Genomic DNA, 22,202 nt, shown 5'->3' with positions numbered 1-22,202 from the left:
GGGCTTGCCTCCCCCCACGGCGCCTCTAACAAGCATGGTCATGAGCGACACCCGCGATCCCGATCCCTTCGACACCATCGTCGATGCCCCTTTCGACTCCGCACTCAGCGAACGTTATCTCGTCTACGCGATGTCCACCATCACCGCGCGCTCGCTGCCCGACGTGCGCGATGGTCTGAAGCCGGTGCACCGCCGGTTGCTGTGGGCGATGCGCGGGCTGCGGCTCAACCCGAACGAAGCGTACAAGAAATGCGCGCGCGTCGTCGGCGACGTGATCGGCAAATACCACCCGCATGGCGACCAGTCGGTTTATGATGCGATGGTCCGCCTGGCCCAGACCTTCGCGCTGCGATATCCGCTGGTCGACGGCCAGGGCAATTTCGGCAATATCGACGGCGATAACGCCGCCGCCTACCGTTACACCGAGGCCCGGCTGACCCAGGTCGCGATCGACCTGATGGACGGGCTGGACGAGGATGCGGTCGAATTCCGCCCGACCTATAATGGCGAGGATCATGAGCCGGAGCTGTTCCCCGGCCTGTTCCCCAATCTTCTCGCCAATGGCGCCAGCGGCATCGCCGTCGGCATGGCGACCAGCATTCCGCCGCACAACGCCGCCGAACTGATCGACGCCGCGATCCTGCTGATCGACCAGCCGACCGCCGGCGATGCGCAGATCCTGGAGCATGTCCGCGGCCCCGATTTCCCGACCGGCGGGATCGTCGTCGACAGCCCGGCGTCGATCGCCGAATCCTATGCCACCGGGCGCGGCAGCTTCCGCGTCCGCGCCAAATGGTCGCTTGAGGACCAGGGGCGCGGCACCTGGCAGATCGTCGTCACCGAAATTCCCTACGGCATCCAGAAGGGGAAGCTGATCGAGCAGATCGCGGGCCTGATCAATGACAAGAAGCTGCCGATCCTCGCCGACGTCCGCGACGAATCCGACGCGGAAATCCGCATCGTGCTCGAACCGCGCGCACGTACCGTCGATCCCGACACGCTGATCGAAAGCCTGTTCCGCCTGTCGGACCTCGAAACGCGCGTGTCGCTCAACCTCAACGTTCTCGACCACACCCGCACTCCGCGAGTGATGAGCCTGCGGCAGGCGATCGCCGCCTGGGTCGATCACCAGTTCATCGTCCTGCGGCGGCGTAGCGAACATCGGCTGCAAAAGATCATCGACCGGATGGAGCTGCTCGAGGGCTATATCATCGCCTTCCTCAACCTCGACCGCGTGATCGCGATCATCCGGACCGAGGATGAGCCCAAGCCGGTGATGATGGCGGAGTTCGAACTGACCGACCGCCAGGCCGAAGCGATCCTCAACATGCGGCTGCGCGCGCTGCGCAAGCTCGAGGAAATGGAGCTGCGCAAGGAGCGCGACGCACTGGCCAAGGAGCAGGGGGAGCTTCAGGCACTGCTCTCGAGCGAGGCGCGGCAGCGCACGCGGATGAAGCGCGACCTGACCAAGGTGCGCGACCGCTACGGCCCCGAAACCGCGCTCGGCGCACGGCGCACGCTGGTGGCCGAAGCCGCCCCGGCGCGCGAGATCCCGCTCGAGGCGATGATCGAGCGTGAGCCGATCACCGTCATCCTCTCGCAACGCGGCTGGATCCGCGCGCTGAAGGGGCATGCCGATCTGGCCAGCGCGGAAACGGCGAAGTTCAAGGACGGCGACGGCCCGTTCATCGCCTTCCACGCGCAGACGACCGACAAATTGCTGCTCGCCGCCGAAAATGGCCGATTCTACACGCTGGCGGCCGACAAGCTGCCGGGCGGGCGCGGCTTTGGCGAACCGGTTCGGCTGATGATCGATCTGGACGGCGGAACGGGGATTGTCGGGCTGTTCCCGGCGAGTGCCGCGCCAAAGCTGCTGGTCGCAGCGACCGACGGCCGCGGCTTCCTGGTCAAGGCCGAGGATGTGATCGCCGAAACCCGCAAGGGCAAGCAGGTCGTCACCCCGCGCACCGGCGCCGCGCTCAAATTGATCAAGCCGGTGGGTGCCGCGGACGATTATGTCGCGGTGATCGGCGACAATCGCAAATTGCTCGTCTTCCCGATGGCCGAGCTGGTGGAGCTGGCGCGTGGGCAGGGGGTTCAGCTCCAGCGCTATCGCGACGGCGGCCTGTCGGACGCGGTCACCTTCCGCTTCGCCGATGGCCTCAGCTGGCGGATGGGCGGCGAACAGGGGCGGACGCGGACCGAAGCGGACCTGGCCCCGTGGCGGGCGGCGCGCGGGGCGGCGGGGCGAATGCCGCCGGTCGGCTTTCCGCGCGATAACCGCTTCTAATCACGGCACGTCGGTTCAGGTCAGCGGGCGTAACGGGGAGCGGTCTTCAGCACCGCTTAACCAAATGCCTCTAACCCGCTTTGGTGATGTTGTTATCGCGCCGCCGGAAGGACAAGCCAGTCCCCGCGCCCGTCCCCGTGACGGGGCAGGACCCGCGCGTGCTCGGCCCGGCGCAATCGGCGCAACTGCTCAATCTGCTGCCGATCCCCGCTGCGCTGGTCGAACGCAGGGCCGGGGGACTGGTGTTCGAATCGGTCAACCGCCCGTTCCGGCTCTCGGGGCTTGGTACGACCGCAGAGCAGTCGCCGGTGATCCGCCATCTTGGCGCACGCATCATCGCCTTCCTCGAGTCGGACGCGACCGAGAGCGAGTTTGACTGGGAGTTGGGCGACGCGGTCGACGCGCGCTTCTTCCGCGTCCGCACCTCCCGGCGCAGCATGGACCGCCATCTTGGCCAATGCCTCGTCACGCTGATCGACCATACGTCGGAATTGCGGACCCAGCGCAGCCTGCGCCGCGAAATGCTGACCGACAGCCTGACCGGCCTCTCCAACCGCGCCGGCTTCGGCGAGGATCTGGAAACCGAGATCGAGCGCGTCGGGATTGAGCGATTCGCCATCCTCGTCATCAACCTCGACCGGTTCAGCCGCATCAATGCATGCATGGGCGGCCTTGCCGGCGACGAGCTGCTGATTTCGGTCGCGCGCCGGGTCAAGGGTGCGCTGCGCGGCCATGACATGCTGGCGCGCACCGGCGGCGACGAATTCGCCATTCGCCTCGAACTGGATGAAGGGCTGCAGGACGCGCTGCACGTCGCCAAGCGCATCCAGAACGCACTGACCACGCCGTTCCGGCTGTCGGACTTCGAAATCCGCGTCGATTGCGCGATCGGCATTGCGATCGGCGAGGGCGAGCGCGGCGACGCCGAAGAGCTGATCCGCCACGCCCAGTTCGCGATGAAACGGGCCAAGAAATCGGGCCGTACCGAAGTCTATCAAACCCGCGCCTTCGACGTCGTCCGCCAGGAATTCAGCATCGAGACCGAGCTGCGCCGCGCGATCGACAATGGTTCCCTGGCGCTCAATTTCCAGCCGATCTGCGATCTCGCCTCGGGCAAGATCGTGTCGTTCGAAGCACTGGCGCGCTGGACCACCGAAAGCGGCATCGCATTGTCGCCGGTCGAGTTCATCCCGGTTGCCGAGGAATCGGGCCTGATCGTCCCGCTCGGCCGCTGGGCGATGCATGAAGCGGCGCGCGCCGTCGCCCTGTGGGATGCGCGCGCGGGTGGCGATTGCGGTGTCAAGGTCGCGGTCAATTTGTCGGCGATCCAGCTGCAGCGCGACCAGATCGCGCCGATGGTGCAGGCCGCGCTCGAAGCGAATGGCGTCGACGGGCGCAAGATCACGCTGGAGCTCACCGAAAGCGCGCTGGTCACCGATCCCGACCGCATCGCCCAGACGATGCAGGCGCTCAAGGCGCTCGGCACCACGCTCGCAATGGACGATTTCGGTACCGGCTATTCCAACCTCGCCTATCTTCAGAAACTGCCGATCGACGTGCTCAAGATCGACCGCAGCTTCGTTTCCGGCATGCTCGCCGATCGCGACAAGGTGGCGATCGTGCGCGCGATCCTCAGCCTCGCCCAGGCGCTCGGCATGCAGACGACGGCAGAAGGGATCGAAACCAACGAACTTGCCCAGACGCTCGCCGCGCTGGGCTGCAATTACGGACAGGGCTTCCTCTATTCGCGGCCGCTCTGCATCGACGCGGCCTATGCGCTGCTGCGCGAACGCAACGCCTGATCCGCGACCGCGTCGGCGATCTGCGCGACCCGGTCTTCGCCGGGAAAGCCCTCGGCGATCCACTGACTCTCTACCGTCCGCAGGGCGCGGGCGACATCGGGGCCTTTCGACAGCCCGCGCTGGATCAAGGCTCCGCCGCTGATCGGCAGCCGCGGAATCTCCCACCCGGTCAGGTCGCGTGCGTCCACCAAGGCGGTCGGGCGATCGAACAGGAACAATCGATCGATCGCCTCGTCGCGGCCCAGGCGATAGGCAGCAGCGCGCGGCGCACCGAACAACTCGGCCTCGGTCGCAGCGATCAGCCGCTTGCGCTGTACATTCGACAGCTTGAGCCGCGCCCCGACCGACTCGGCGATCGCCGCATCGGCGGGCAACAGCGCGGCGAGGCGGCGCACCGGGTCCGGCTCCAATCCTGCCTCGGCCTCCAGCGACACGACCCGCGCGAGTCGTTCGACCGACGTGATTTCCGGGATCACGGGGCGGAAAATTCCGCGCTCCAGCATCATTGCGATCACCCGCACCGCGTCCTTCGCCACAACCAGCTTGAGCAACTCGTCGGCGATCCGCTCGCGCGACAACGCCATCAAGTCGTTGGCGCGCGCGGTACAGGCGTCCAGCGACGCCGCATCCGGACTGTCGCCGAATCGCGCCAGAAAGCGGAAGAAGCGCAGGATGCGCAGATGATCCTCCGCAATGCGGCGCAACGGGTCGCCGATGAAGCGTACATGCCGCGCATCCAGATCGGCCAGCCCGCCGAAATAGTCGAATATCGCGCCGGTGGCGGGATCGGCGTACAGCGCATTGATCGTGAAATCGCGCCGCGCGGCATCCTCGCGCCAATCGTCGGTGAACGCCACGGTTGCGCGACGCCCATCGGTTTCGAGGTCGCGGCGCAGCGTCGTCACCTCGACCACCGTGCCGCTGCTCACCGCGGTCACGGTGCCATGGGCCAGGCCGGTCGGAATGACCTTGATCCCGGCGCGCTCCAGCCGCTGCATCACATCCTGCGGGTCGAGCGGCGTGGCGATGTCGACATCGGACACGGGGATGCCGAGCAGCGTGTCGCGCACCGCGCCGCCGACCACGCGGGCATTTCCTTCGCCCAGTGCGGCCGTCAGCCGGTCGAGCCCGGGCCAATGGCGCCACGGCGCATCAGGCAGGGTTACGCCGACCACTTCAACCGCCGCGACAGATTGACCAGCATCGCTGCGGTCGCGCCCCAGATCCGGAAATCCTGCCACAGGATCTCGTAATAATGCCGGTCGCGGCCCTGCCACTCGACGCTGGACTGCAGCTGGTTGGCGGGATCGAGCACATAGTCGAGCGGCGCTTCGAAGATCGCCGCGACCTCGCCCGGCTGCGGCGTCAGGGTAAGGTCGGGCGGGATCACCGCGACGACCGGCTGCACTTCGAAGCCGGTGACGGTGCGATAGCGGTCGGCAAGTCCCACCAGCTCGACGGCATCCGGCTCCAGGCCGATCTCCTCGCGCGCCTCGCGCAATGCCGCTGCGGTGGCGTCGGCATCGTCCGCGTCGATCCGCCCGCCCGGAAAGGCGACCTGCCCGGCATGGCGGCGCAGCGTGTCGGTGCGTTGCGTCAGGATCAGGCCGGGGCGGGGGCGGTCGGTCACCGCGACCAGCACCGCGGCCGGCATCGGCACGCCATCCGCCGCAATGGCTTCGTCCAGCACATCGCCGACGATCAGCTCGGGCGCATCGTCATGATCCGCGTCGAGTGCCGCGCGGAGCCGCGCCGCCAGCGTCATGCCGGAGCCATCGCAAAGAACGCGCCGTCGCTCCACACGCCGGGCGGGTTCGATCCATTCTCCAGCGCGAGTGCTGCCAGCTCATAATAGACCGGTCGCGCAACCAACGCCTCCAGCCCGCGCCGGACGTGCAGATAGGGGTGGGGGCCGTCGTCATGCTCCGCGAAGCGCAGGCCATGCTCCGGCCCGGCCGGAACCAGGTCGCCGGTGTTCAGCCGGAACGCGATGCGCGCCGCTTCACCCGCGCCCTCGACCTTCATCTCGACTGCGACGAACGGTGCATCCTCGACCTCGATGTCGAGCTTCTCGACCGGGGTGACCAGGACATGGCGGCCATCGGGCTCGCGGCGCAGGATCGACGCGAACAGCCGCACCATCGCCGGGCGGCCGATCGGCGACCCCTGATGGAACCACGTCCCATCGCGCGCGATGCGCATGTCGCTATGCCCGCAATGCGCCGGGTTCCAGCTGTCGACCGGGGGCAGCTTCTGTTCATCGGCCAGGCGCGCGATCTCGGCGAGCGACAGGCTGGCGAGGTCGGGGGGGGGCGTCATCGGCATTTCATTGCCGTTAGGCGCATTTGCCCGCCCCGGTAAAGTGTCAGCGGCGCGGACCGACCATGCCGGGCATATCCGGCGCAGGCCCCCGCGCCAGCAGCCGCTCCCGCTCGAACGGCCCCGGCAGTCGCCACACGCCGGTCCGCGCCGCGTCGAACCCGAACTGCGCATAATACTCATGGTCGCCGATCAGCATCAGGACAGCGTCGCCCGCGCCCTCGATCGCCTTCCACATCAGCGCGCGGCCAATCCCGACATTCTGCCGCTCGGGCGACACCGCGACCGGACCCACCAGAATCATCGGCGTCACGCTGCCGTCATCGCCTGTCAGCTGGATCGGCCAGCACTGGATGCTCCCGACCAGGGTCCCCGCCTCGACAGCGGCAAAGCTCAGCGCCGGCACCGCCGCGACGCCCTCGCGCAGGCGATAGGCGGTGCGGCCATGCCGGTCGGCACCGAACACCCGGTCGAGCAACTGCTCGACCGCATCGCGATACACCTCGCCCAGGGGAACCAGCTCGAACAGGGCAATCTCCAGCGGCCCGGGGGATGGACGCCGGGGGCGCGCGCCTTTAGCCCCGAATCCGGTCCGCGCATAGCGGAATAGGGGAGGCCCGCGATGAAGCTCTATGACGCACCCTGGGCGCCCAGCCCGCGCCGCGTGCGCATCTTCCTCGCCGAAAAGGGCGTGGAGGTGCCGCGCGAGGCGATCGATCTGCGCTCGGGCGAGCATCTCGCCGACGCCTATCTGCGCATCAACCCGCGAGGAGCGGTGCCCGCGCTCAAATTCGACGATGGCGAAGTGCTGTGCGAATCGGCCGCGATCTGCCGCTATTTCGAAGCGCTGCATCCCGAACCGCCGCTGTTCGGGCGCACGCCGATCGAAATCGGCCGGATCGAAAGCTGGACCCGCCGGATCGAGGGCGATGGCTATGCGGCGGTGGTCTATGTGCTGCGCAACACCGCCACCGCGTTCAAGGATCGCGCGATCCCCGATGCGGGGTTGCGTATCGCGCAGATTCCCGAACTCGCGGCGCGCGGCGCGATCATGTGGGACGCCTTTGTCGAAGCGCTCGACCACCGCCTGTCCGACCGGCCATGGATTGCGGGAGGAGATTATAGCTTCGCTGACATCACCGCGCTGGTCACGCTCGATTTCGCCCGCGCGGCAAAGCTGGCCGTGCCCGAGCATCTTGCCCATCTGCGTCGCTGGCACAGCGCGGCAAGCGGCCGGCCCAGCGCGAGCGCCTGAACAGCCATTGCCGTTTGTGGGGGCGCGGCCTATTGGCGCGCGATCATTTTCCCCGAGGGGCTTTGCGTTGCACGATCTTCTTCAGCTTCAGGTTCGCGATCTCGAGGTCCAGGTCCTTACCGGCGTCTATTCCGAAGAGACGCATTTGCCCCAGCCGCTGCGCATCTCGATCACCGTCGACATGGCTCCGGGCGATCCGTTCCGCCCCGACACGCCGCTCAGCGCCTCGAAATCCTATCTCGATCTCAAGCATGCCGCGACCGGTGCGCTGCCCCAGGGCGTCCATTTCACCCTGATCGAAGGCGTGGCCGACCATATCGTCGAAACGCTGATGACCGGCGATGCGCGCATCCGGCGCGTCGAGGTGGAGATCGTCAAGCTTGCCATCGCCGAGGCGGACGAGCGCATCGGCATCACATTGGTCCGGTATCGCAGGTAGGGGCTGACACCTTCCCCTGGCGGGGAAGGATTCAGGGGCGGTGCGCCGACCTCACCGCTTGCACGGCCCCAGTTGGTCCAGCACGAAGCGATAATCCTCGCGCGCCGCCGCCACATTTGCCGGATCCTCGTCCGCCAGGCTGGTCGCCGGCAATGTGCGCGGCAGGCCACAGGCCAAGCGATACCATAGCAACGTGTCGCGCGCCGGCGCCGCAGCGGCATCGTCGACGATCTCGCCCAGCGCCACTGCCCAGCGCTTCTGCTCGCCCGGACGCCGCAGGATCGACAGCGAGATCGGCGCGCCATTGGCGGTCTGCACGAAAATCTGGGTCTCGCCCTCACCGGGCAGCGCGCCCGGAACGTGAAAGGCATTGCCCAGCCCGGTGATCGCCGGCGGTGCGTCGGGGGCAACCACCTCGCGCGCGATCCGGCGAACCAGCGCGTCGAGTTCGGCGCTCCAGTCGCGCTGCCCGTCGAGCGTGGTGAGCTGGATCATCGTTGGCTGACCGGCCACCGGCCGCGCGAACAGCAGGACGCGGCGCTTGTTGAGCTTGGGCGCGCGCCCGCGGGCGTCGAGCGGGACGTCGACGACATAGCCGACCCGCGTCGCCATCGCCGCATCGGCGCGAATCAGCGCCAGAACATCGGCCTCGACATAGAATCGCTGATGCCCCGGGGCCACCCCCGCGGCCTCGGCTCCCTTGATTCGCGCCGCGCTGCGGATCCGCGCATCAAGGATCGCGGGCGCGCCGATCACGCGGTCCGCAACCTGCGCATAGGGCGGCAGCACCACCCCAGATTCGGCAACGAGCTGTGCCGCGGCGGGTGCCGGGAGCATCGGAGAAGCCGCGAAAAATGCGGCACAAAGCGGTACGATACGGATACGGAACATACCGTTCATTCTACGTGAATGTCCCAGCGGCATACAGAAATATTTCTGCCACGTGCGGATTATACGTTTATTACGTCCGACAAAGCGTTTGCGTCGCGCAAAACGCCGCGATAGGACTCGCGCCGCCGCCGGTCGGTCTTACGATTGCCCGACCGGGAGAGCCACGCCGACAATGATGCCAAGGTGCCGGGCAACGGCGCGGCGAACGAAGGAGTTTAGTTGCTGAATGGCCTACGCAGATCGTGATGTAGGAGGCAGTCGTGTCGTGGCGATCGTGGTCGTCTCGATCATCCTCGCCATTCTCGGATACGTGTTCGTGACCGGGCTCGCCTACAAGTATATCCGGGAAAAAGCGGAGGAGATGGAAGTCTTCGACGTCCAGGAACCGCCGCCCCCGCCCGAGGAGGTTCCTCCTCCTCCTCCACCGCCGGATTCGCCGGTCCCGCCGCCGCCCACCACCGTGGTCGTGCAGAAGCCGATTGTTCAGGTTCCTGCCCCGCCGCCGCCAGTGGCCGTGTCGAACGTGATCCCGCCCAGCCAGCCGCCGACGCCGCCGGCGCCGCCCGCTCCGCCGGCACCGCCGCCGCCGCCGCCACCGCCTGCAATCAGCAAGGCAGCGGCCGCACGCGGCAACCCGGCTTCGTGGGTCACGCCGGACGACTATCCGCCCGCCGCGCGTCGCGCCGGCGACGAGGGCTCGGTCGGCATCACCTTTTCGATCAACGCCCAAGGGCGGATCGAAAATTGCCGGGTGAGTGCGTCGTCGGGTTCGTCCGCGCTGGATGCTGCGACCTGCAGCCTGGTGACTCGTCGCGGACGTTACTCGCCTGCGCTCGACGCGGCCGGGAACCCGGTCGCTGGCGGAACCAAGTCGCTGCGCTTCCGGTGGCAGCTCGAAGACTGATGGGCGGGCGTGCCACGCACGCCTGACCCGGATACCGACATCACAATCGTTATTTCATAGGGAAAGAACCGCACATGTTCACCACCATCCTCGCCGGAGCCGCTGCCGCACCGGCCCCCGCCGCGAACTTCGACATCCTGCACGCCATGAACGAAGGCGGCGTGATCGCCTGGGGTACCGCGATCATCCTGACCGGCATGCTCTTCTTCTCGCTCTACATCCTGTTCACCAAGGTGTTCGAGCAGCAGAAGGTGCTGAACCAGTACAAGCGCGTTCGCGCCCAGTTCTGGCAGGCCGGCAGCCTGCGTGAAGGCGCCGCGAAGCTCGAGAAGAACTCGGCCTATCGCCAGATCGTCGACGACGCGCTGCTCGCACAGGAGCAGTACAAGGACCTGACCGATCCGATCGAAGCGCATGATTGGCTGCACGGCTCGCTCAAGCGTTCGGAAGATTCGATCAACTCGCAGCTGGGTGGCGGTCTCGCCTTCCTCGCGACCGTCGGTTCGACCGCTCCGTTCATCGGTCTGTTCGGTACCGTCGTCGGCATCTTCCGCGCGCTGATCAAGATCGGTGCGGCGGGTGACGCGTCGATCGGCACCGTCGCCGGCCCGGTCGGTGAAGCGCTCATCATGACCGCGCTCGGCCTCGTCGTCGCGGTTCCGGCCGTGCTTGCCTACAACTGGCTGCAGCGTCGTAACAAGACGATCGCCGAACAGCTCGGCGGTTTCTCGAACGACGTGCTCGGCTACCTGGCTTCGGACGGTCGCGTGCGCCCGACCGTGAAGGGTGCGAAGGTTGCGCCGAAGGCGCCGCCGGTCGCGACCACTGCCAAGGCCTGAAGATTCGACTGACGACCGTGTGGTGGCGGCTCGCCGCTCCGCACGGTCACCCGCCGGGACAGATCGGCCCGGGGACAGGATGCGAAAGATAGGATTGCGCCAATGGCGATGAGTGTAGGCGGCGACTCCGCCGAAGAAAAGCCGATGTCGGACATCAACACGACGCCCCTGGTGGACGTCATGCTGGTTCTGCTCATCATCTTCCTGATCGCGATCCCCGTCGCGATTCAGTCGGTCGAGCTTGAGCTGCCCAAGACGCAGTTCGAACCGACCGTGACCAAGCCGGAGAATGTGCTGCTCGCGGTGCGTGCGGACGCAAACGGCACCTGCCAGGTGTTCTGGCAGATGACCCCGATCACCAGCACCGAATTGCTGAAGCGCGCCAGCGACAATCTCAAGGCGGTGGTCGATCGGGTCGGTGCGGATAACATCAAGCCGGATGACATTCCCGAAGTGCACATCCGCGGCGACATCAACACGCCGTACAAGTGCATCGGCGGCGTGGTCTATACGATGCAGAATGCGGGCTTTGTGAAGGTCGGCTTCATCTCGCAGCCGGGCGCCATCGCGCAGTAAGCCCGAAATTCAGGAGTATACGTCATGGCAATGAGCGCCGGTAAAGACGACGGCGAGCCGATGATGGAGATGAACACGACGCCGTTGATCGACGTCATGCTCGTGCTCCTCATCATGCTGATCGTCACCATCCCGCCCCAGTCGCACGCGGTGAAGGTCGACCTTCCCCAGAATACCGGCACCCCGCCGCCGCAGGTGATCGAACCGCAGAAGAACAAGATCACGATCGAGCCCGATGGCCGCATCTACTGGAACGGCAGCGAGATCAACGATGTGACGCTGCGCCAGTATCTGGATGCCAGCCTTCAGATCACGCCGGAACCGGAACTGCATTTCCAGCCCAACCCGCAGGCACGCTATGAGCGCGTCGACGAGGTGCTGGCGATCATCAAGCGGTCGGCGGTCACGAAGCTCGGCTTCGTCGGCAACGAACAGTATCGCAACGATTTCTGATCGCTCCGGGGATCCGGACAATGATCAAGGGCGGCCCTCGGGTCGCCCTTTTTTTGTCCTGTGAATGACGGCCTGGCGTCTCCACCCGCGATTGCAATCAACGCATTTGCACTCCTGAAACATTAGTGACACCAATGTGTCATTGAACTGTCATATTAGGAGGGCGTGCAATGCATAAGGTCCTTGCCTCGATTGTCCTGGCTGCACCGTTGGCGGCGGTCCCGGCGGTGCAGGCCCAGTCCGCAGAACAGCCCAATGCGCATCTTGCGATTGCGGCGGGCGATTACGACCAGGCCGAGCGCGTGCTGCTCGCCGAACAGCGCATCTTCCCCGCGCGTCCCGAAATTCTGCTGAACCTTGCTGCGGTCCATGCCCGCACCGGTCGCGCGGCCGAGGCGCGCGCGCTCTATCACCGCGTGCTCGCGTTGAAGCCTGTGGCGATGGACGTCGTCGACGGCCAGACGATCGCGTCGCACGCCGTCGCCCAGCGCGGCATCCGCTTGCTCGACGCGGGCCGGATGGCGGGTCGCTAAAGCCTGCGGGCGACCGAACGTCCTTCCGCTCCCCGAAACGGGAGCGGGCAGGTCACGGTCAAGCGGCGCGCCGGGCTCGATTCCCCGCCAGCCCGTTCTTCCCGATGGGTGATGGTTGAGCCGCGCCGAGGCGCTGCCTCTGCGGGGAGGCGCCGTCGAACGCCCTCACCCTTGCTACAGCCGCGGCAGCGTAACGCCGCGTTGCCCCATATATTTGCCCGCGCGATCGGCATAGCTCGTCTCGCACGGCTCGTTCCCCTTGAGGAACAGGAACTGGCACGCGCCCTCATTTGCATAAATCTTCGCGGGCAGCGGCGTGGTGTTCGAAAACTCCAGCGTGACATGCCCCTCCCATTCGGGCTCGAGCGGGGTCACATTCACGATGATCCCGCAGCGCGCATAGGTCGATTTGCCGAGGCAGATCACCAGCACGTCGCGCGGCACCCGGAAATACTCGACCGTGCGCGCCAGCGCGAAGCTGTTGGGCGGGATGATGCAGACATCGGTCTGGCGGTCGACAAAGCTGGTCGACGAAAAATCCTTCGGGTCCACCACGGCGCTGTCGATATTGGTGAAGATCTTGAACTCGTCCGCCACCCGGGCATCATAGCCGTAAGAGGACAGCCCATAGGAGATACACCCCTCCCGCCGCTGCGCCTCGACAAACGGCTCGATCATGCCGTGCTTCTGTGCCTGTTCGCGAATCCAGATGTCGGAGAGAATGCTCATGCGGCTGGTCTAGGCGAGCAAGCGGCGTAGCGGCAAGCTCATCCGATCCCCAAATCCCCCGGCCCGAATGCGTGCGGCAACAGCTCGCTCAGCCGATGCGTCTCATACGCCTCACCCTCGGCCCCGGCGCAGAACACCGCAAGGTCACGGCCCCCCAGTTGCGCTGCCTCGTTCAGCACCTGCCGGCATCGCCCGCACGGCCGGATCGGGTCGCTGCCATGCGCCACGCCGTCGGTCATCATGCCCCCGATGATCCCGACCGCGACCACCTCGCGCAGCCGCCCTTCGGCGTTGGCGCGCGCCGTCGCGACCGTCTCGGCGCAGAGCGACAGGCCGTAGCTCGCATTCTCGAAATTACAGCCCGTCACGATGCTGCCGTCGGTCATCAGCAGTGCCGCGCCGACCGCGAAGTTCGAATAGGGCGCATGCGCGTTGCGCGCGGCCTCCCGCGCGGCGGCGATCAGGGCGGGGGCGTCGATGTCACTCATGGGGCGATCACGTTCCAGTTTACGGGGCGCTCGGCCCCCTCGATGCGGCGAACGGTGCTGGCCTGCCACAGCCGCCACGGGCGGGCGGAATAGGCGGGCGGAAAGAACATGCCGGTGCTCCACAACGGCCGCTCGATCGCGCCGCTTACCTGATAATGCGCTTCGAAGTCCGGGCTGATGCGCAGGATCACCGGCTTGCCGCTATGCGTCTCGATCGTCGCAGCGAGCTGGCGCAGCTCGACCAGCACCACGTCGCGTTCGGGCCGGGCGGGGCAGTCGTCGCGGAACGCTAGGTCGATCGCGACCGGCAGCGCATCGGCATCGCGCGGCACCGTCGCGGTGAAATTGCCCGCCTGATCGCTCGCCAGCTGGCACAGCGAAAAGGCGTGCAGCGCCCCGCGCCGGATGCCCGCCTCGTAAATCCCGGCCCAATTCTCCGCGAACAGCGCATCGCGCACATCGGCGCCGACGGTCGCGCGGGCATAGGCGAAGTCGAGATTGCTGCTGCGCGCGGTGAACCAGTCGATCTTCCCCGCCTCGTCCGACACGTCGATGCCCTGCTGCGCATAGTCGCTGCGCGCCGGTGCCCAGGCGATCGCCCACATCCAAGCGCACACGCCGACCAGCGCCAGCGCGAGGATCACCCCGGCCCAGATGCGCAGCGTCTTCATGCCTTGATGTGGAGAACACAAATGAGCGTGAACAGCCGCCTCGCGGTCGCGTGATCGACCGCGATCTTGCCGTCGAGCCGTTCCATCAACAGCCGTGCCGCATCGTCATGGATGCCGCGCCGCGCCATGTCGATCGTCTCGATCTGCGCCGGGGTCGCGCTGCGGATCGCCTGGAAATAACTGTCGCAGATCGCGAAATAATCGCGGATCGGACGGCGGAATGCGGCCAGGCTCAGGATCAGCGTTTCCAGCGCGCTGTCATCCGCGCGCTTGATGTCCAGCTGCAACCGCCCTTCCGGCACCGACAGCGCGATGCGGTATGGCCCGGCATAGCCATCGGGATAGGCACGCTGCGGCGCGAAGCTGTTCTCCTCGATCAAATCGAAGATCGCGATTCGCCGTTCCTGCTCGATATCCGCCGAGCGCCACAGGATCGTGCGCTCGTCCAGCGTGACGTCGATGATCCGGGGGTCGGCCATGGTCCCGCCACTTACGGGGCGCGACCCGGTTTCGTCCACAGGATAAACAGGCCGTGGCGGGTTGAGCGATCGCGGCGGGAGTGGGAAAGGGGGCCTATGGCCACGCTAGCAACGATTCCCCCGGCTTCTTCGGCCGCCCCGGCGGATGCCGCCCCGCGCCTGCCCCAGAATGTGGAGGCGGAGGCGGCGTTGCTCGGCGCGATGATGATCGACAATCGCCTAGCCGACGACATCGTCGAAGTGTTGCAGGACCAGCATTTCTTCGAGCCCGTCCATGGCCGCATCTTCCGCGCGATCAAGACGCTGCGTAAACAGGACATGCTGGCGACCCCGGTGACGCTCAAGCCTCTGTTCGAAAAGGACGAGGGCATGGCCCAGCTGGGCGGTCCCGGCTACCTCGCCCAGCTCACCGGATCGGGCGCGGGCCTGATCGGCGCGCGGCAATTCGCGCGCCAGATCTACGACCTCGCTTTGCTGCGCGAACTGGTGACGGTCGGCCGCAACATGGTTGAAAAGGCGCTCGACACCAGCGAGGACGTCAACCCGCGCGAACAGATCGACCGCGCCGAAGAGGCGTTGTTCAAGGTCGCGGCCGATGGCGGTACCGCCAACACCGTCAAATCCTTCAACGAAGCGACCAAGATCGCGCTCGAAAACGCCAAGCGTGCGCAGAGCGCGGGCGGCGGGGTCGCTGGCGTCACCACCGGCTTCGATTCGGTCAACGGCCGCATCGGCGGTCTGCACCACAGCGATCTCATCATTCTTGCCGGCCGTCCCGGCATGGGCAAGACCTCGCTCGCCACCAACATTGCCTACAACGCCGCGCGCCGGATGATGGACGATATCCGGCTTGGCATCAGCCCGAAGGAATCGATCGGCGCCAAGGTCGCGTTCTTCAGCCTCGAAATGTCGGCGGACCAGCTGGCGCTGCGTATCCTGTCCGAAAGCTCGCGCATCGCGTCCGAAGCGCTGCGCATGGGCAATATCAGCAAGGCCGAGTTCGCCCAGCTGGCACAGGCCGCCGCTGACCTCGAGCAGCTGCCACTCTACATCGACGACACCGCCGGCCTGACGATCAGTTCGCTGCACAGCCGCGTACGCCGCCTCCAGTCCAAGCATGACGGCGAACTCGGCCTCGTCATCGTCGACTATCTCCAGCTGCTTCAGGGCAGCGGCAACAACCGCGACGGCAACCGCGTCCAGGAAATCTCGGAAATCAGCCGCGGCCTCAAGACGCTGGCCAAGGACATCAACGTCCCCGTGATCGCCCTGTCGCAGCTCAGCCGCGCGGTCGAAAGCCGCGAGGACAAACGCCCGATGCTGTCGGACCTGCGCGAATCCGGCTCGATCGAGCAGGACGCCGATATGGTGTGGTTCGTGTTCCGCGAGGATTATTACGTCGCCGCCCGTGAACCCAAGCGCCCGCGCGAAGGCGACGATCCCAAGACGTTCGAGGATCACGCAAAGTGGGCGCTCGAAATGGAGCGCGTCTTCGGCCTCGCCGAACTGATCATCGCGAAACAGCGCCACGGCGCGACCGGCAAGGTGCTGCTGAGCTTCGAATCGAGCTTCACGCGCTTCAGCGATTATGCCGGCGACATGGTGGCCGAGCCGTACGAGTAACCCAAGCCCCCCCCCCGCAAGCGGGAGGGGAGCTACGTTCAGACCTCTAAAACCGCTGGTGCCGCGCCCCGTCGATCGTGTCGCAATCGCCGCGGAAGCGGTAGCTGGACAGGCCCTGGATGTTGATCCGCCCGCTTCGCCGATCGATGGTCACGCGCGGCTTGTTGAGGCCATTGAGGCGATAGGTCGCGCGGATCTGGTCGCGATCGGTGTAGACGTCGTTGAGGTCCCACCACCCGTCGCGGTTGGTGCCGCCCGAATGGATCGGCGGGATCAGCGACCGGGGCAGGCGGATGCGCCCGCCGCCGTCCCATAGCTGGATCATCAGCGATGCGTCGAACTGCTGCCGGGTCAGCTCGGTGCGGTTGCCGAAATCATAGCGTCCGCTGTCCCAGTTCCACTGCCAGCCATAGCGGGTTGCCACGGCGGGCTTTTGTCCCTCTCCAAAGCACACGAGGCCGAGCGAGATCGGGCGTCCGCCGGGCCAGCCGCCGGGGCCACCGGGGCCGCCTGCACCCGGACGATCCGGACGACCGGGGCGGTCGTCATCCCAGCCGGGCCGGCCCGGCCGGTCAGGCCGGTCGGGTCGCCCGCCGTCCGCCTGCTGGCGGCAATCGGGTGCAGGCGCAGTGACAATCGAGTCATACCGCCCATTCACCGTGGCGATCGACACGCAGAGGCGGCGATCGGCATTCCACCAATAGGTCCATTTGCGGTCGTCGCCGGTCTGGCTTCGGACGAAGCTATAGCCGCGCCGCTGCAACTCGCCCTCCGCCTGTCCGGCGCGCGCACCGACCATGTCGCGCAGGTCATAGGGGGTGTTCTGGGCATGGGCCGCGCTGCTCAGCGAAAAGGTTGCGACCAATGCCGCGGCGGTTATCGGGGTGGTCCTTCGCATCGAAAATCTCCTCAATGAACGGGGACGAATGCTTCAACCTTGTCGAGTCGCGCCGATCGGGCGCATGTTCAGGCTAGGAGCACACCGGGCTCCCGGAAAGGTGCCGTCGATGCATTTCATGAGCCTGCTCAAATCCTTGGACGATCTCCTTTACGAAGTGATGTCGTGGCTGGTGTTCTATCCGCTAACCCTGTGGAGGGTGCTGCGTCGTCCGCTGGTGATGATGGACTATTCCGATCGCGAACTGAACCAGAGCGCGGGCGAACAATATACGGATACGCTGACCCCGCCGCTGTTCCTGCTGGTCTCCCTGCTGCTCTCGCACGCTCTCGAACTCGCCTTTGTCGGTGACAACATTCTGGTACGCAGCAACCACGGCCTGGCCGCGCTGGTGAAGGACGATACCAGCCTCGTCATCCTGCGCCTTATTGTGTTCAGCGTGTTTCCGCTGATGTTCGCGGTGCGACTGGTACGGGCCCAGCGCAAGCGTCTGACCCGGGATTCGTTGCGCCCGGCCTTCTATGCGCAATGCTACGCCGCCGCGCCGTTCGCACTGCTGATCGGGATCGGCACGTTGCTGACGACCGTGCATCGCGTCGACTGGGCATTGCCGCTAGGTCTGGGGATCACCGCAGCAACGTTACTCATCTACCTCATGGTGCAGGCGCGGTGGTTCGCCGAACATCTCAAGCGCTCGCTGATCGCTGGTTTGGGTCAGGCGGCGATCGCGATGGGCGCCAGTCTCGTGATGATCTTTCTGGTCGCGCCGCTGTTCGCCTGAGCGATCAGAACACCGGCAGATCCGGGTCCCCATCCGTCACCGGCGTATGGATCCCGCACTCGGTCTTGTCCCATCCGACCCAGCGGCCCGATCGCGGGTCTTCGCCGGGCTTGACCTTGCTGGTGCACGGCGCGCAGCCGATCGACAGGTATCCCTGCGCCTCCAGCGGGTGGCGCGGCAGGTCATGGGTGGCGAAATAGGCTTCGATATCGTCCTTGGTCCAGTCGGCGAGCGGGTTGACCTTCAGCTTGCCCGCCGCGTCCACCTCGAACCGCGGCAGCGCGTTGCGTGTACTCGCCTGGAACGCCTTGCGCCCGGTGATGCTCGCGTCGAACCCCGCCATCGCGGCATCGAGCGGGAGCACCTTGCGGATCTCGCAGCAGCCATCGGGGTCATAGGACCAGCGCAATCCGCTTCCGTCCTTCTTCTCCAGCACTGCAGGATCGGGCGTCAGCACGCGCAGCCCGGTCAGCCCCAGCCGTTCGACCAGCGTGTCGCGATAGGCAAGCGTCTCCGGGAAATGCTTGCCGGTGTCGAGGAACAGCACCGGCACCGCCGGATCGATCGACGCCACCAGATGCAACAGCGCCGCGCTCTCCGCGCCGAAGGACGACACCAGCGCGACATCGCCGACCATCGCTTCGGTCAGCACGGTGCGCAGCATCTCCTCCGTCGGGACGCCACGGAACAGATTGTTCAGCCGGATCGCGTCGCGCTCGCCGAAACGCGGCGTCAGGTCGATCCGGTCGATCTTGCGGGCAGCCACGTTAGCCATGCCGCCGTTTCCAGACCGGCACCTGGCCGTCCGCCGCGATCTGATAGACATGATCGTAGCGCGCCAGCGCCGCGGCCAGCACCGCCTCGTCGACCGGCGCTTCGGGCGCAAAACTGTCGAAACCGCAGCGGCGCATCAGCGGGATCTGGTCGACCAGCACATCGCCCTGCGCGCGCAATTCGCCGGTATAGCCCGCCTCGCGCAGGATGCGGCCCGCCGAATAACCGCGCCCGTCGCGGAACTTGGGGAAGCTCACCTCGACCAGCGCGAGGCGTTCGAGATGCGGCAGCAGCGCGCGCGCGTCGTCGCCCGATTCCAGCCGAACGGCGGTGGCGTTGGACTGGCCGAGGAACGCGTCGAGCGTCACCGCCGGCTCGTCATGCGCGGCGTCGTCGCGATAGCGCAAGTCACCCATAAATCGCCTCCTTGAATGGGGCCATGCCGATCCGGCGATAGGTGTCGACGAACCGCTCGCCATCCTGACGCTGGGCGAGATAGACGTCGGTCGCCTTTTCGACCGCGTCGACCACGCCGTCCTCGCTGAAGCCGGGACCGGTGATCTGGCCGAGCGAGACATCCTCCGCCCCCGATCCGCCGAACGACAGCTGGTAGTTTTCGACGCCCTTCTTGTCGACGCCCAGGATGCCGATATGCCCGGCATGATGGTGGCCGCAGGCGTTGATGCAGCCGCTGATCTTGAGCTTCAGCTCGCCCAGTTCGCGCTGCCGCCCGAGATCGGCGAAGCGCGTCGCGATCTTCTGCGCCACGGGAATCGACCGTGCATTGGCAAGGCTGCAATAATCCAGACCGGGGCAGGCGATGATGTCGCTGATCAGGTCGAGATTGGCGTCGGCCAGCTCGACTTCGACCAGCTTCTGCCACACCGCATAGAGGTCCGCCTTGCGCACATGCGGCAACACGATGTTCTGGGCGTGCGTGACGCGCAGTTCGTCGAAGCTGTAGCGCTCGGCCAGGTCCGCCATCGCGTCGATCTGCGCAGACGACGCATCGCCCGGGATGCCGCCGACCGGCTTCAGGCTGATGTTGACGATGGCATAGCCGGGCTGCTTGTGCGCCACGACCTGCTGGTCGAGCCAGACGGCAAAGTCGGGATCGCTGCGGTCGAGTTCGTCGCTGAGGCCGCTTTCGAACGCCGGATCGGCGAAATGCGCGGCGATCCGGTCGAACTCCGCGCGCGGCGGGTCGATGCCCAGCTTCTTGACCTCGATGAACTCGGCCGCGACCTCGTCACGGTATTTGTCCGCGCCGATCTCATGGACCAGGATCTTGATCCGCGCCTTGTACATATTGTCGCGGCGGCCATAGCGGTTGTACACGCGCAGGCACGCTTCCATGTAGGACAGGAAGTCCTCGAACGGCACGAATTCGTTGATCAGCGGCGCGATCATGGGGGTACGCCCCATGCCCCCGCCGACATAGACGGCCACGCCATGGCGCCCGTCGCGCTCGACGATCTGCAGCCCGATATCGTGCAGCCGCATCGCCGCACGATCCTCGTCCGCCGCGATCACCGCGATCTTGAACTTGCGGGGCAAGTAGCTGAACTCGGGGTGGAACGTGCTCCACTGGCGCAGCAATTCGGCCCAGGGGCGCGGATCGGTCAACTCGTCCGCCGCCGCGCCCGCATATTGGTCGGAACTGATGTTGCGGATGCAATTGCCGCTGGTCTGGATCGCATGCATCTCCACCGTCGCCAGTTCGGCGAGGATGTCGGGCGCGTCCTCCAGCTTGATCCAGTTATACTGGATGTTCTGGCGCGTGGTGAAATGGCCGTAATCGCGGTCGTACTTGCGCGCGATATGCGCCAGCATCCGCATCTGCCGGCTGTCCAGTGTGCCATAGGGCACCGCGACGCGCAGCATGTACGCGTGCAGCTGCAGATACAGGCCGTTCATCAGCCGCAGCGGCTTGAACTGATCCTCGGTAATCTGCCCCGCCAGGCGGCGCTGCACCTGATCGCGAAACTCCTCGACGCGGGCCGCGACGATGGAATGATCATATTCGTCGTACTTGTACATGTCAGATCACCCAGCTGCCGGCATTGGGATCGGCGGGTTTGAGCGTCAGGTCCGGGCGCACGGTCGGGCCGAGCGCGCGGATGCGGTCCTTGATATGCGCGGGGCGTGGCCCCTCGGGCGTTGCGGTGGCGTCGATCACATAGGGACCGTTGACGCGCCGTGCGCCTTCCTCCGCCTGCGCGATCGCCTCGCCGGTCTCGCCGACATCGACCGCATCCTCGACATGGCGCGACCAGCCATTGCCGGTCCACCAGGTCACGTCGCCGGTGGCAAGATCGTTTCCGGTCAGCAATTTCATGCGAGTGCCTCCGCCGCTTTCGCCCAGCTGGCGAGCTTGTCCTGCGCATCCGACAGCGCGACCACTTCGCCGACCACGATGATCGCCGGGCTCTGCACCTTCTCGCGCTCGACCATCGGGCCGAGGTCGGCGAGCAATGTCTGGATCGCGCGGCTGCCCGGCAGCGTCGCGCGCTCGAGCACCGCGACCGGCATGTCCGGGGCAACGCCGTCGCCCATCAATTTTTCGGCAATGTCGGGGCAGGTCGCGACGCCCATGTAAATCACCAGCGTACGGCCTTTGCCGGCAAGGCCGGACCAGTCCTGATCCTTCAGCCCCTTGCACTGGCCCGCGACGAAGCTGACCGCGCTCGACCAGTCGCGATGGGTCAGCGGCAGCATCGCCTCAGCCGCAGCGCCCAGCGCCGCGCTGACGCCCGGAATCACCTCGACCGGCAGCCCGGCGGCGCGCACCGCCTCGACCTCTTCGCCGCCCCGGCCAAAGATGAACGGATCGCCGCCCTTCAGCCGAACGACGATCGCGCCGGTCTTCACATGCGCGATGATCAGCGCGTTGATGCCGTCCTGCGGCACCGTATGCTTCGACCGCTTCTTGGCGACGCAGATGCGGTGCGCGTGCGGGGCGAGGTCGAGCACGCGCGGATCGACCAGCCCGTCATGGACCAGCACATCGGCGGACTTGAGCGCTTCGACCGCGCGGACGGTCAGCAGGCCGGGATCGCCGGGGCCGGCACCGACCAGGATGACGCGACCACGCGCAGTGGGATCGAGCAGGGAAACCATGCCACCCAGATGGATGCCGGGCGGCCAAGCCACAACCGAGGGTTGCTTGGGGATGGGCTAGCGAATCTATGTCTTGGCAAGCTCGCGGGCGCGCTGGGCCAGTTTCAGCGCCTCGTCGATCAGCTCCGCGGTGAACGCGACATCGCCATGCCCGACCGCGATGGTCAGGCAATTGCGGGCCTCCTGGGCCAGACGCTGGGCACGGGGCGGGGCGGGCGACGCAAGGACGAGCGGTTTCACGGCGCGCTCAATCCACAGGCGCGGCGCCTGTTCCGCAACTCATCGCATCTACCTGAATAAATTCGCGATTCGCGCCAAGGTCGGATGGCGTGGGCGTG

General features: G+C 66.3%; 27 protein-coding genes. 11 read left to right on the top strand and 16 right to left on the bottom strand.

All coding sequences use genetic code 11. The annotated features are described in order from the left end of the window. Window positions 1–40 precede the first annotated feature (40 nt). Window positions 41–2,290 (top strand): DNA topoisomerase IV subunit A, encoded by a 2,250-nt coding sequence (gene parC / locus ACO05N_RS02520; protein ID WP_422055630.1) that lies wholly within the window; start codon window positions 41–43, stop codon window positions 2,288–2,290. Between the two features lie 86 nt (window positions 2,291–2,376). Beyond that, window positions 2,377–4,092 carry a putative bifunctional diguanylate cyclase/phosphodiesterase gene (locus tag ACO05N_RS02515; RefSeq protein ID WP_422055629.1) on the top strand — a complete coding sequence of 572 codons (1,716 nt, stop codon included), beginning with the start codon at window positions 2,377–2,379 and terminating at the stop codon, window positions 4,090–4,092. On the opposite strand, the gene ACO05N_RS02510 is transcribed toward ACO05N_RS02515, so the two are convergent. The 4 genes from ACO05N_RS02510 to ACO05N_RS02495 are packed head-to-tail and all read right to left on the bottom strand — an operon-like array spanning window position 4,062 to window position 6,940. Further along, window positions 4,062–5,267: a CCA tRNA nucleotidyltransferase gene (locus ACO05N_RS02510; RefSeq protein WP_422058690.1), complete on the bottom strand. Its 1,206-nt coding sequence runs from the start codon at window positions 5,265–5,267 to the stop codon at window positions 4,062–4,064. The genes ACO05N_RS02515 and ACO05N_RS02510 overlap by 31 nt on opposite strands. Continuing rightward, complete coding sequence (locus tag ACO05N_RS02505; protein ID WP_422055628.1) at window positions 5,255–5,857, bottom strand: CoA pyrophosphatase; 603 nt, start codon at window positions 5,855–5,857, stop codon at window positions 5,255–5,257. Before ACO05N_RS02505 ends, ACO05N_RS02510 begins: the two co-directional genes overlap by 13 nt. Then, window positions 5,854–6,417 (bottom strand): DUF1285 domain-containing protein, encoded by a 564-nt coding sequence (locus ACO05N_RS02500; RefSeq protein WP_422055627.1) that lies wholly within the window; start codon window positions 6,415–6,417, stop codon window positions 5,854–5,856. The genes ACO05N_RS02505 and ACO05N_RS02500 overlap by 4 nt, the downstream gene beginning before the upstream one ends. A gap of 40 nt (window positions 6,418–6,457) precedes the next feature. Continuing rightward, on the bottom strand, window positions 6,458–6,940 hold the full coding sequence (locus ACO05N_RS02495; protein WP_422058689.1) for a GNAT family N-acetyltransferase: 483 nt from the start codon (window positions 6,938–6,940) through the stop codon (window positions 6,458–6,460). 93 nt (window positions 6,941–7,033) lie between these two features. Between ACO05N_RS02495 and ACO05N_RS02490 the strand changes: the two genes are divergently transcribed. Further along, window positions 7,034–7,666 carry a glutathione S-transferase family protein gene (locus ACO05N_RS02490; protein WP_422055626.1) on the top strand — a complete coding sequence of 211 codons (633 nt, stop codon included), beginning with the start codon at window positions 7,034–7,036 and terminating at the stop codon, window positions 7,664–7,666. A 67-nt stretch (window positions 7,667–7,733) separates the two neighbouring features. After that, complete coding sequence (locus ACO05N_RS02485) at window positions 7,734–8,105, top strand: dihydroneopterin aldolase (RefSeq protein WP_422055625.1); 372 nt, start codon at window positions 7,734–7,736, stop codon at window positions 8,103–8,105. Window positions 8,106–8,156: 51 nt separating this feature from the next. Here the strand turns inward: ACO05N_RS02485 and ACO05N_RS02480 are convergent, their stop codons facing one another. Continuing rightward, a complete protein-coding gene (locus ACO05N_RS02480) occupies window positions 8,157–8,942 on the bottom strand; it encodes a hypothetical protein (RefSeq protein WP_422055624.1) in 786 nt (261 codons plus the stop codon). A gap of 319 nt (window positions 8,943–9,261) precedes the next feature. Here ACO05N_RS02480 and ACO05N_RS02475 point away from each other — a divergent pair, with 319 nt between their 5' ends. The 5 genes from ACO05N_RS02475 (at window position 9,262) to ACO05N_RS02455 (ending at window position 12,301) form a co-directional block, all read left to right on the top strand. After that, complete coding sequence (locus tag ACO05N_RS02475; protein WP_422055623.1) at window positions 9,262–9,900, top strand: energy transducer TonB; 639 nt, start codon at window positions 9,262–9,264, stop codon at window positions 9,898–9,900. Between the two features lie 74 nt (window positions 9,901–9,974). Continuing rightward, entirely contained in the window at window positions 9,975–10,739 is a 765-nt protein-coding gene (locus ACO05N_RS02470; protein ID WP_422055622.1) for a MotA/TolQ/ExbB proton channel family protein, read from the top strand. Between the two features lie 102 nt (window positions 10,740–10,841). Next, window positions 10,842–11,315 (top strand): ExbD/TolR family protein, encoded by a 474-nt coding sequence (locus ACO05N_RS02465; RefSeq protein ID WP_422055621.1) that lies wholly within the window; start codon window positions 10,842–10,844, stop codon window positions 11,313–11,315. 24 nt (window positions 11,316–11,339) lie between these two features. Further along, on the top strand, window positions 11,340–11,768 hold the full coding sequence (locus ACO05N_RS02460; RefSeq protein ID WP_422055620.1) for an ExbD/TolR family protein: 429 nt from the start codon (window positions 11,340–11,342) through the stop codon (window positions 11,766–11,768). 170 nt (window positions 11,769–11,938) lie between these two features. After that, window positions 11,939–12,301 (top strand): tetratricopeptide repeat protein, encoded by a 363-nt coding sequence (locus ACO05N_RS02455; protein ID WP_422055619.1) that lies wholly within the window; start codon window positions 11,939–11,941, stop codon window positions 12,299–12,301. A 174-nt stretch (window positions 12,302–12,475) separates the two neighbouring features. On the opposite strand, the gene dcd is transcribed toward ACO05N_RS02455, so the two are convergent. Genes dcd through ACO05N_RS02435 form a run of 4 tightly spaced genes read right to left on the bottom strand, consistent with a single transcriptional unit; the run spans window position 12,476 to window position 14,668 of the window. After that, on the bottom strand, window positions 12,476–13,030 hold the full coding sequence (gene dcd / locus ACO05N_RS02450; protein WP_422055618.1) for a dCTP deaminase: 555 nt from the start codon (window positions 13,028–13,030) through the stop codon (window positions 12,476–12,478). Window positions 13,031–13,068: 38 nt separating this feature from the next. Then, complete coding sequence (locus ACO05N_RS02445) at window positions 13,069–13,518, bottom strand: cytidine deaminase (RefSeq protein ID WP_422055617.1); 450 nt, start codon at window positions 13,516–13,518, stop codon at window positions 13,069–13,071. Further along, entirely contained in the window at window positions 13,515–14,189 is a 675-nt protein-coding gene (locus tag ACO05N_RS02440) for a GH25 family lysozyme (protein WP_422055616.1), read from the bottom strand. Before ACO05N_RS02440 ends, ACO05N_RS02445 begins: the two co-directional genes overlap by 4 nt. Beyond that, a complete protein-coding gene (locus ACO05N_RS02435; protein ID WP_066655590.1) occupies window positions 14,186–14,668 on the bottom strand; it encodes a UPF0262 family protein in 483 nt (160 codons plus the stop codon). The genes ACO05N_RS02440 and ACO05N_RS02435 overlap by 4 nt, the downstream gene beginning before the upstream one ends. A 96-nt stretch (window positions 14,669–14,764) precedes the next feature. Between ACO05N_RS02435 and ACO05N_RS02430 the strand changes: the two genes are divergently transcribed. Further along, window positions 14,765–16,291, top strand: coding sequence for a replicative DNA helicase (locus tag ACO05N_RS02430; protein WP_422055615.1), 1,527 nt, complete (start codon window positions 14,765–14,767; stop codon window positions 16,289–16,291). Window positions 16,292–16,337: 46 nt separating this feature from the next. On the opposite strand, the gene ACO05N_RS02425 is transcribed toward ACO05N_RS02430, so the two are convergent. Beyond that, window positions 16,338–17,189 carry a hypothetical protein gene (locus ACO05N_RS02425; RefSeq protein WP_422055614.1) on the bottom strand — a complete coding sequence of 284 codons (852 nt, stop codon included), beginning with the start codon at window positions 17,187–17,189 and terminating at the stop codon, window positions 16,338–16,340. A gap of 109 nt (window positions 17,190–17,298) precedes the next feature. On the opposite strand from ACO05N_RS02425, the gene ACO05N_RS02420 reads away from it, so the two are divergent. Continuing rightward, a complete protein-coding gene (locus ACO05N_RS02420) occupies window positions 17,299–17,970 on the top strand; it encodes a hypothetical protein (RefSeq protein ID WP_422055613.1) in 672 nt (223 codons plus the stop codon). Window positions 17,971–17,974: 4 nt separating this feature from the next. Here the strand turns inward: ACO05N_RS02420 and ACO05N_RS02415 are convergent, their stop codons facing one another. The 6 genes from ACO05N_RS02415 to ACO05N_RS02390 all read right to left on the bottom strand — a co-directional run bounded on the left by ACO05N_RS02415 (window position 17,975) and on the right by ACO05N_RS02390 (window position 22,104). After that, the gene (locus tag ACO05N_RS02415; RefSeq protein ID WP_422055612.1) at window positions 17,975–18,745 is read right to left on the bottom strand and encodes a phosphoadenylyl-sulfate reductase; all 771 of its coding nucleotides are present in this window, start codon (window positions 18,743–18,745) and stop codon (window positions 17,975–17,977) included. Next, window positions 18,738–19,160: a DUF934 domain-containing protein gene (locus tag ACO05N_RS02410; protein WP_422055611.1), complete on the bottom strand. Its 423-nt coding sequence runs from the start codon at window positions 19,158–19,160 to the stop codon at window positions 18,738–18,740. The genes ACO05N_RS02415 and ACO05N_RS02410 overlap by 8 nt, the downstream gene beginning before the upstream one ends. Next, entirely contained in the window at window positions 19,153–20,784 is a 1,632-nt protein-coding gene (locus ACO05N_RS02405; RefSeq protein ID WP_422055610.1) for a nitrite/sulfite reductase, read from the bottom strand. The genes ACO05N_RS02410 and ACO05N_RS02405 overlap by 8 nt, the downstream gene beginning before the upstream one ends. 1 nt (window position 20,785) lies before the next feature. Further along, entirely contained in the window at window positions 20,786–21,082 is a 297-nt protein-coding gene (locus tag ACO05N_RS02400) for a DUF2849 domain-containing protein (protein WP_422055609.1), read from the bottom strand. Next, complete coding sequence (gene cobA, locus ACO05N_RS02395) at window positions 21,079–21,864, bottom strand: uroporphyrinogen-III C-methyltransferase (protein WP_422055608.1); 786 nt, start codon at window positions 21,862–21,864, stop codon at window positions 21,079–21,081. The genes ACO05N_RS02400 and cobA overlap by 4 nt, the downstream gene beginning before the upstream one ends. Before the next feature lie 66 nt (window positions 21,865–21,930). Beyond that, a complete protein-coding gene (locus tag ACO05N_RS02390) occupies window positions 21,931–22,104 on the bottom strand; it encodes a hypothetical protein (RefSeq protein ID WP_422055607.1) in 174 nt (57 codons plus the stop codon). Window positions 22,105–22,202 lie beyond the last annotated feature (98 nt).

The sequence above is a fragment of the Sphingomonas sp. genome (genome assembly GCF_965227385.1).
In the GTDB taxonomy this organism is placed as follows: Bacteria; Pseudomonadota; Alphaproteobacteria; order Sphingomonadales; family Sphingomonadaceae; genus Sphingomonas.
This window is presented reverse-complemented; position numbering and strand designations above follow the sequence as displayed.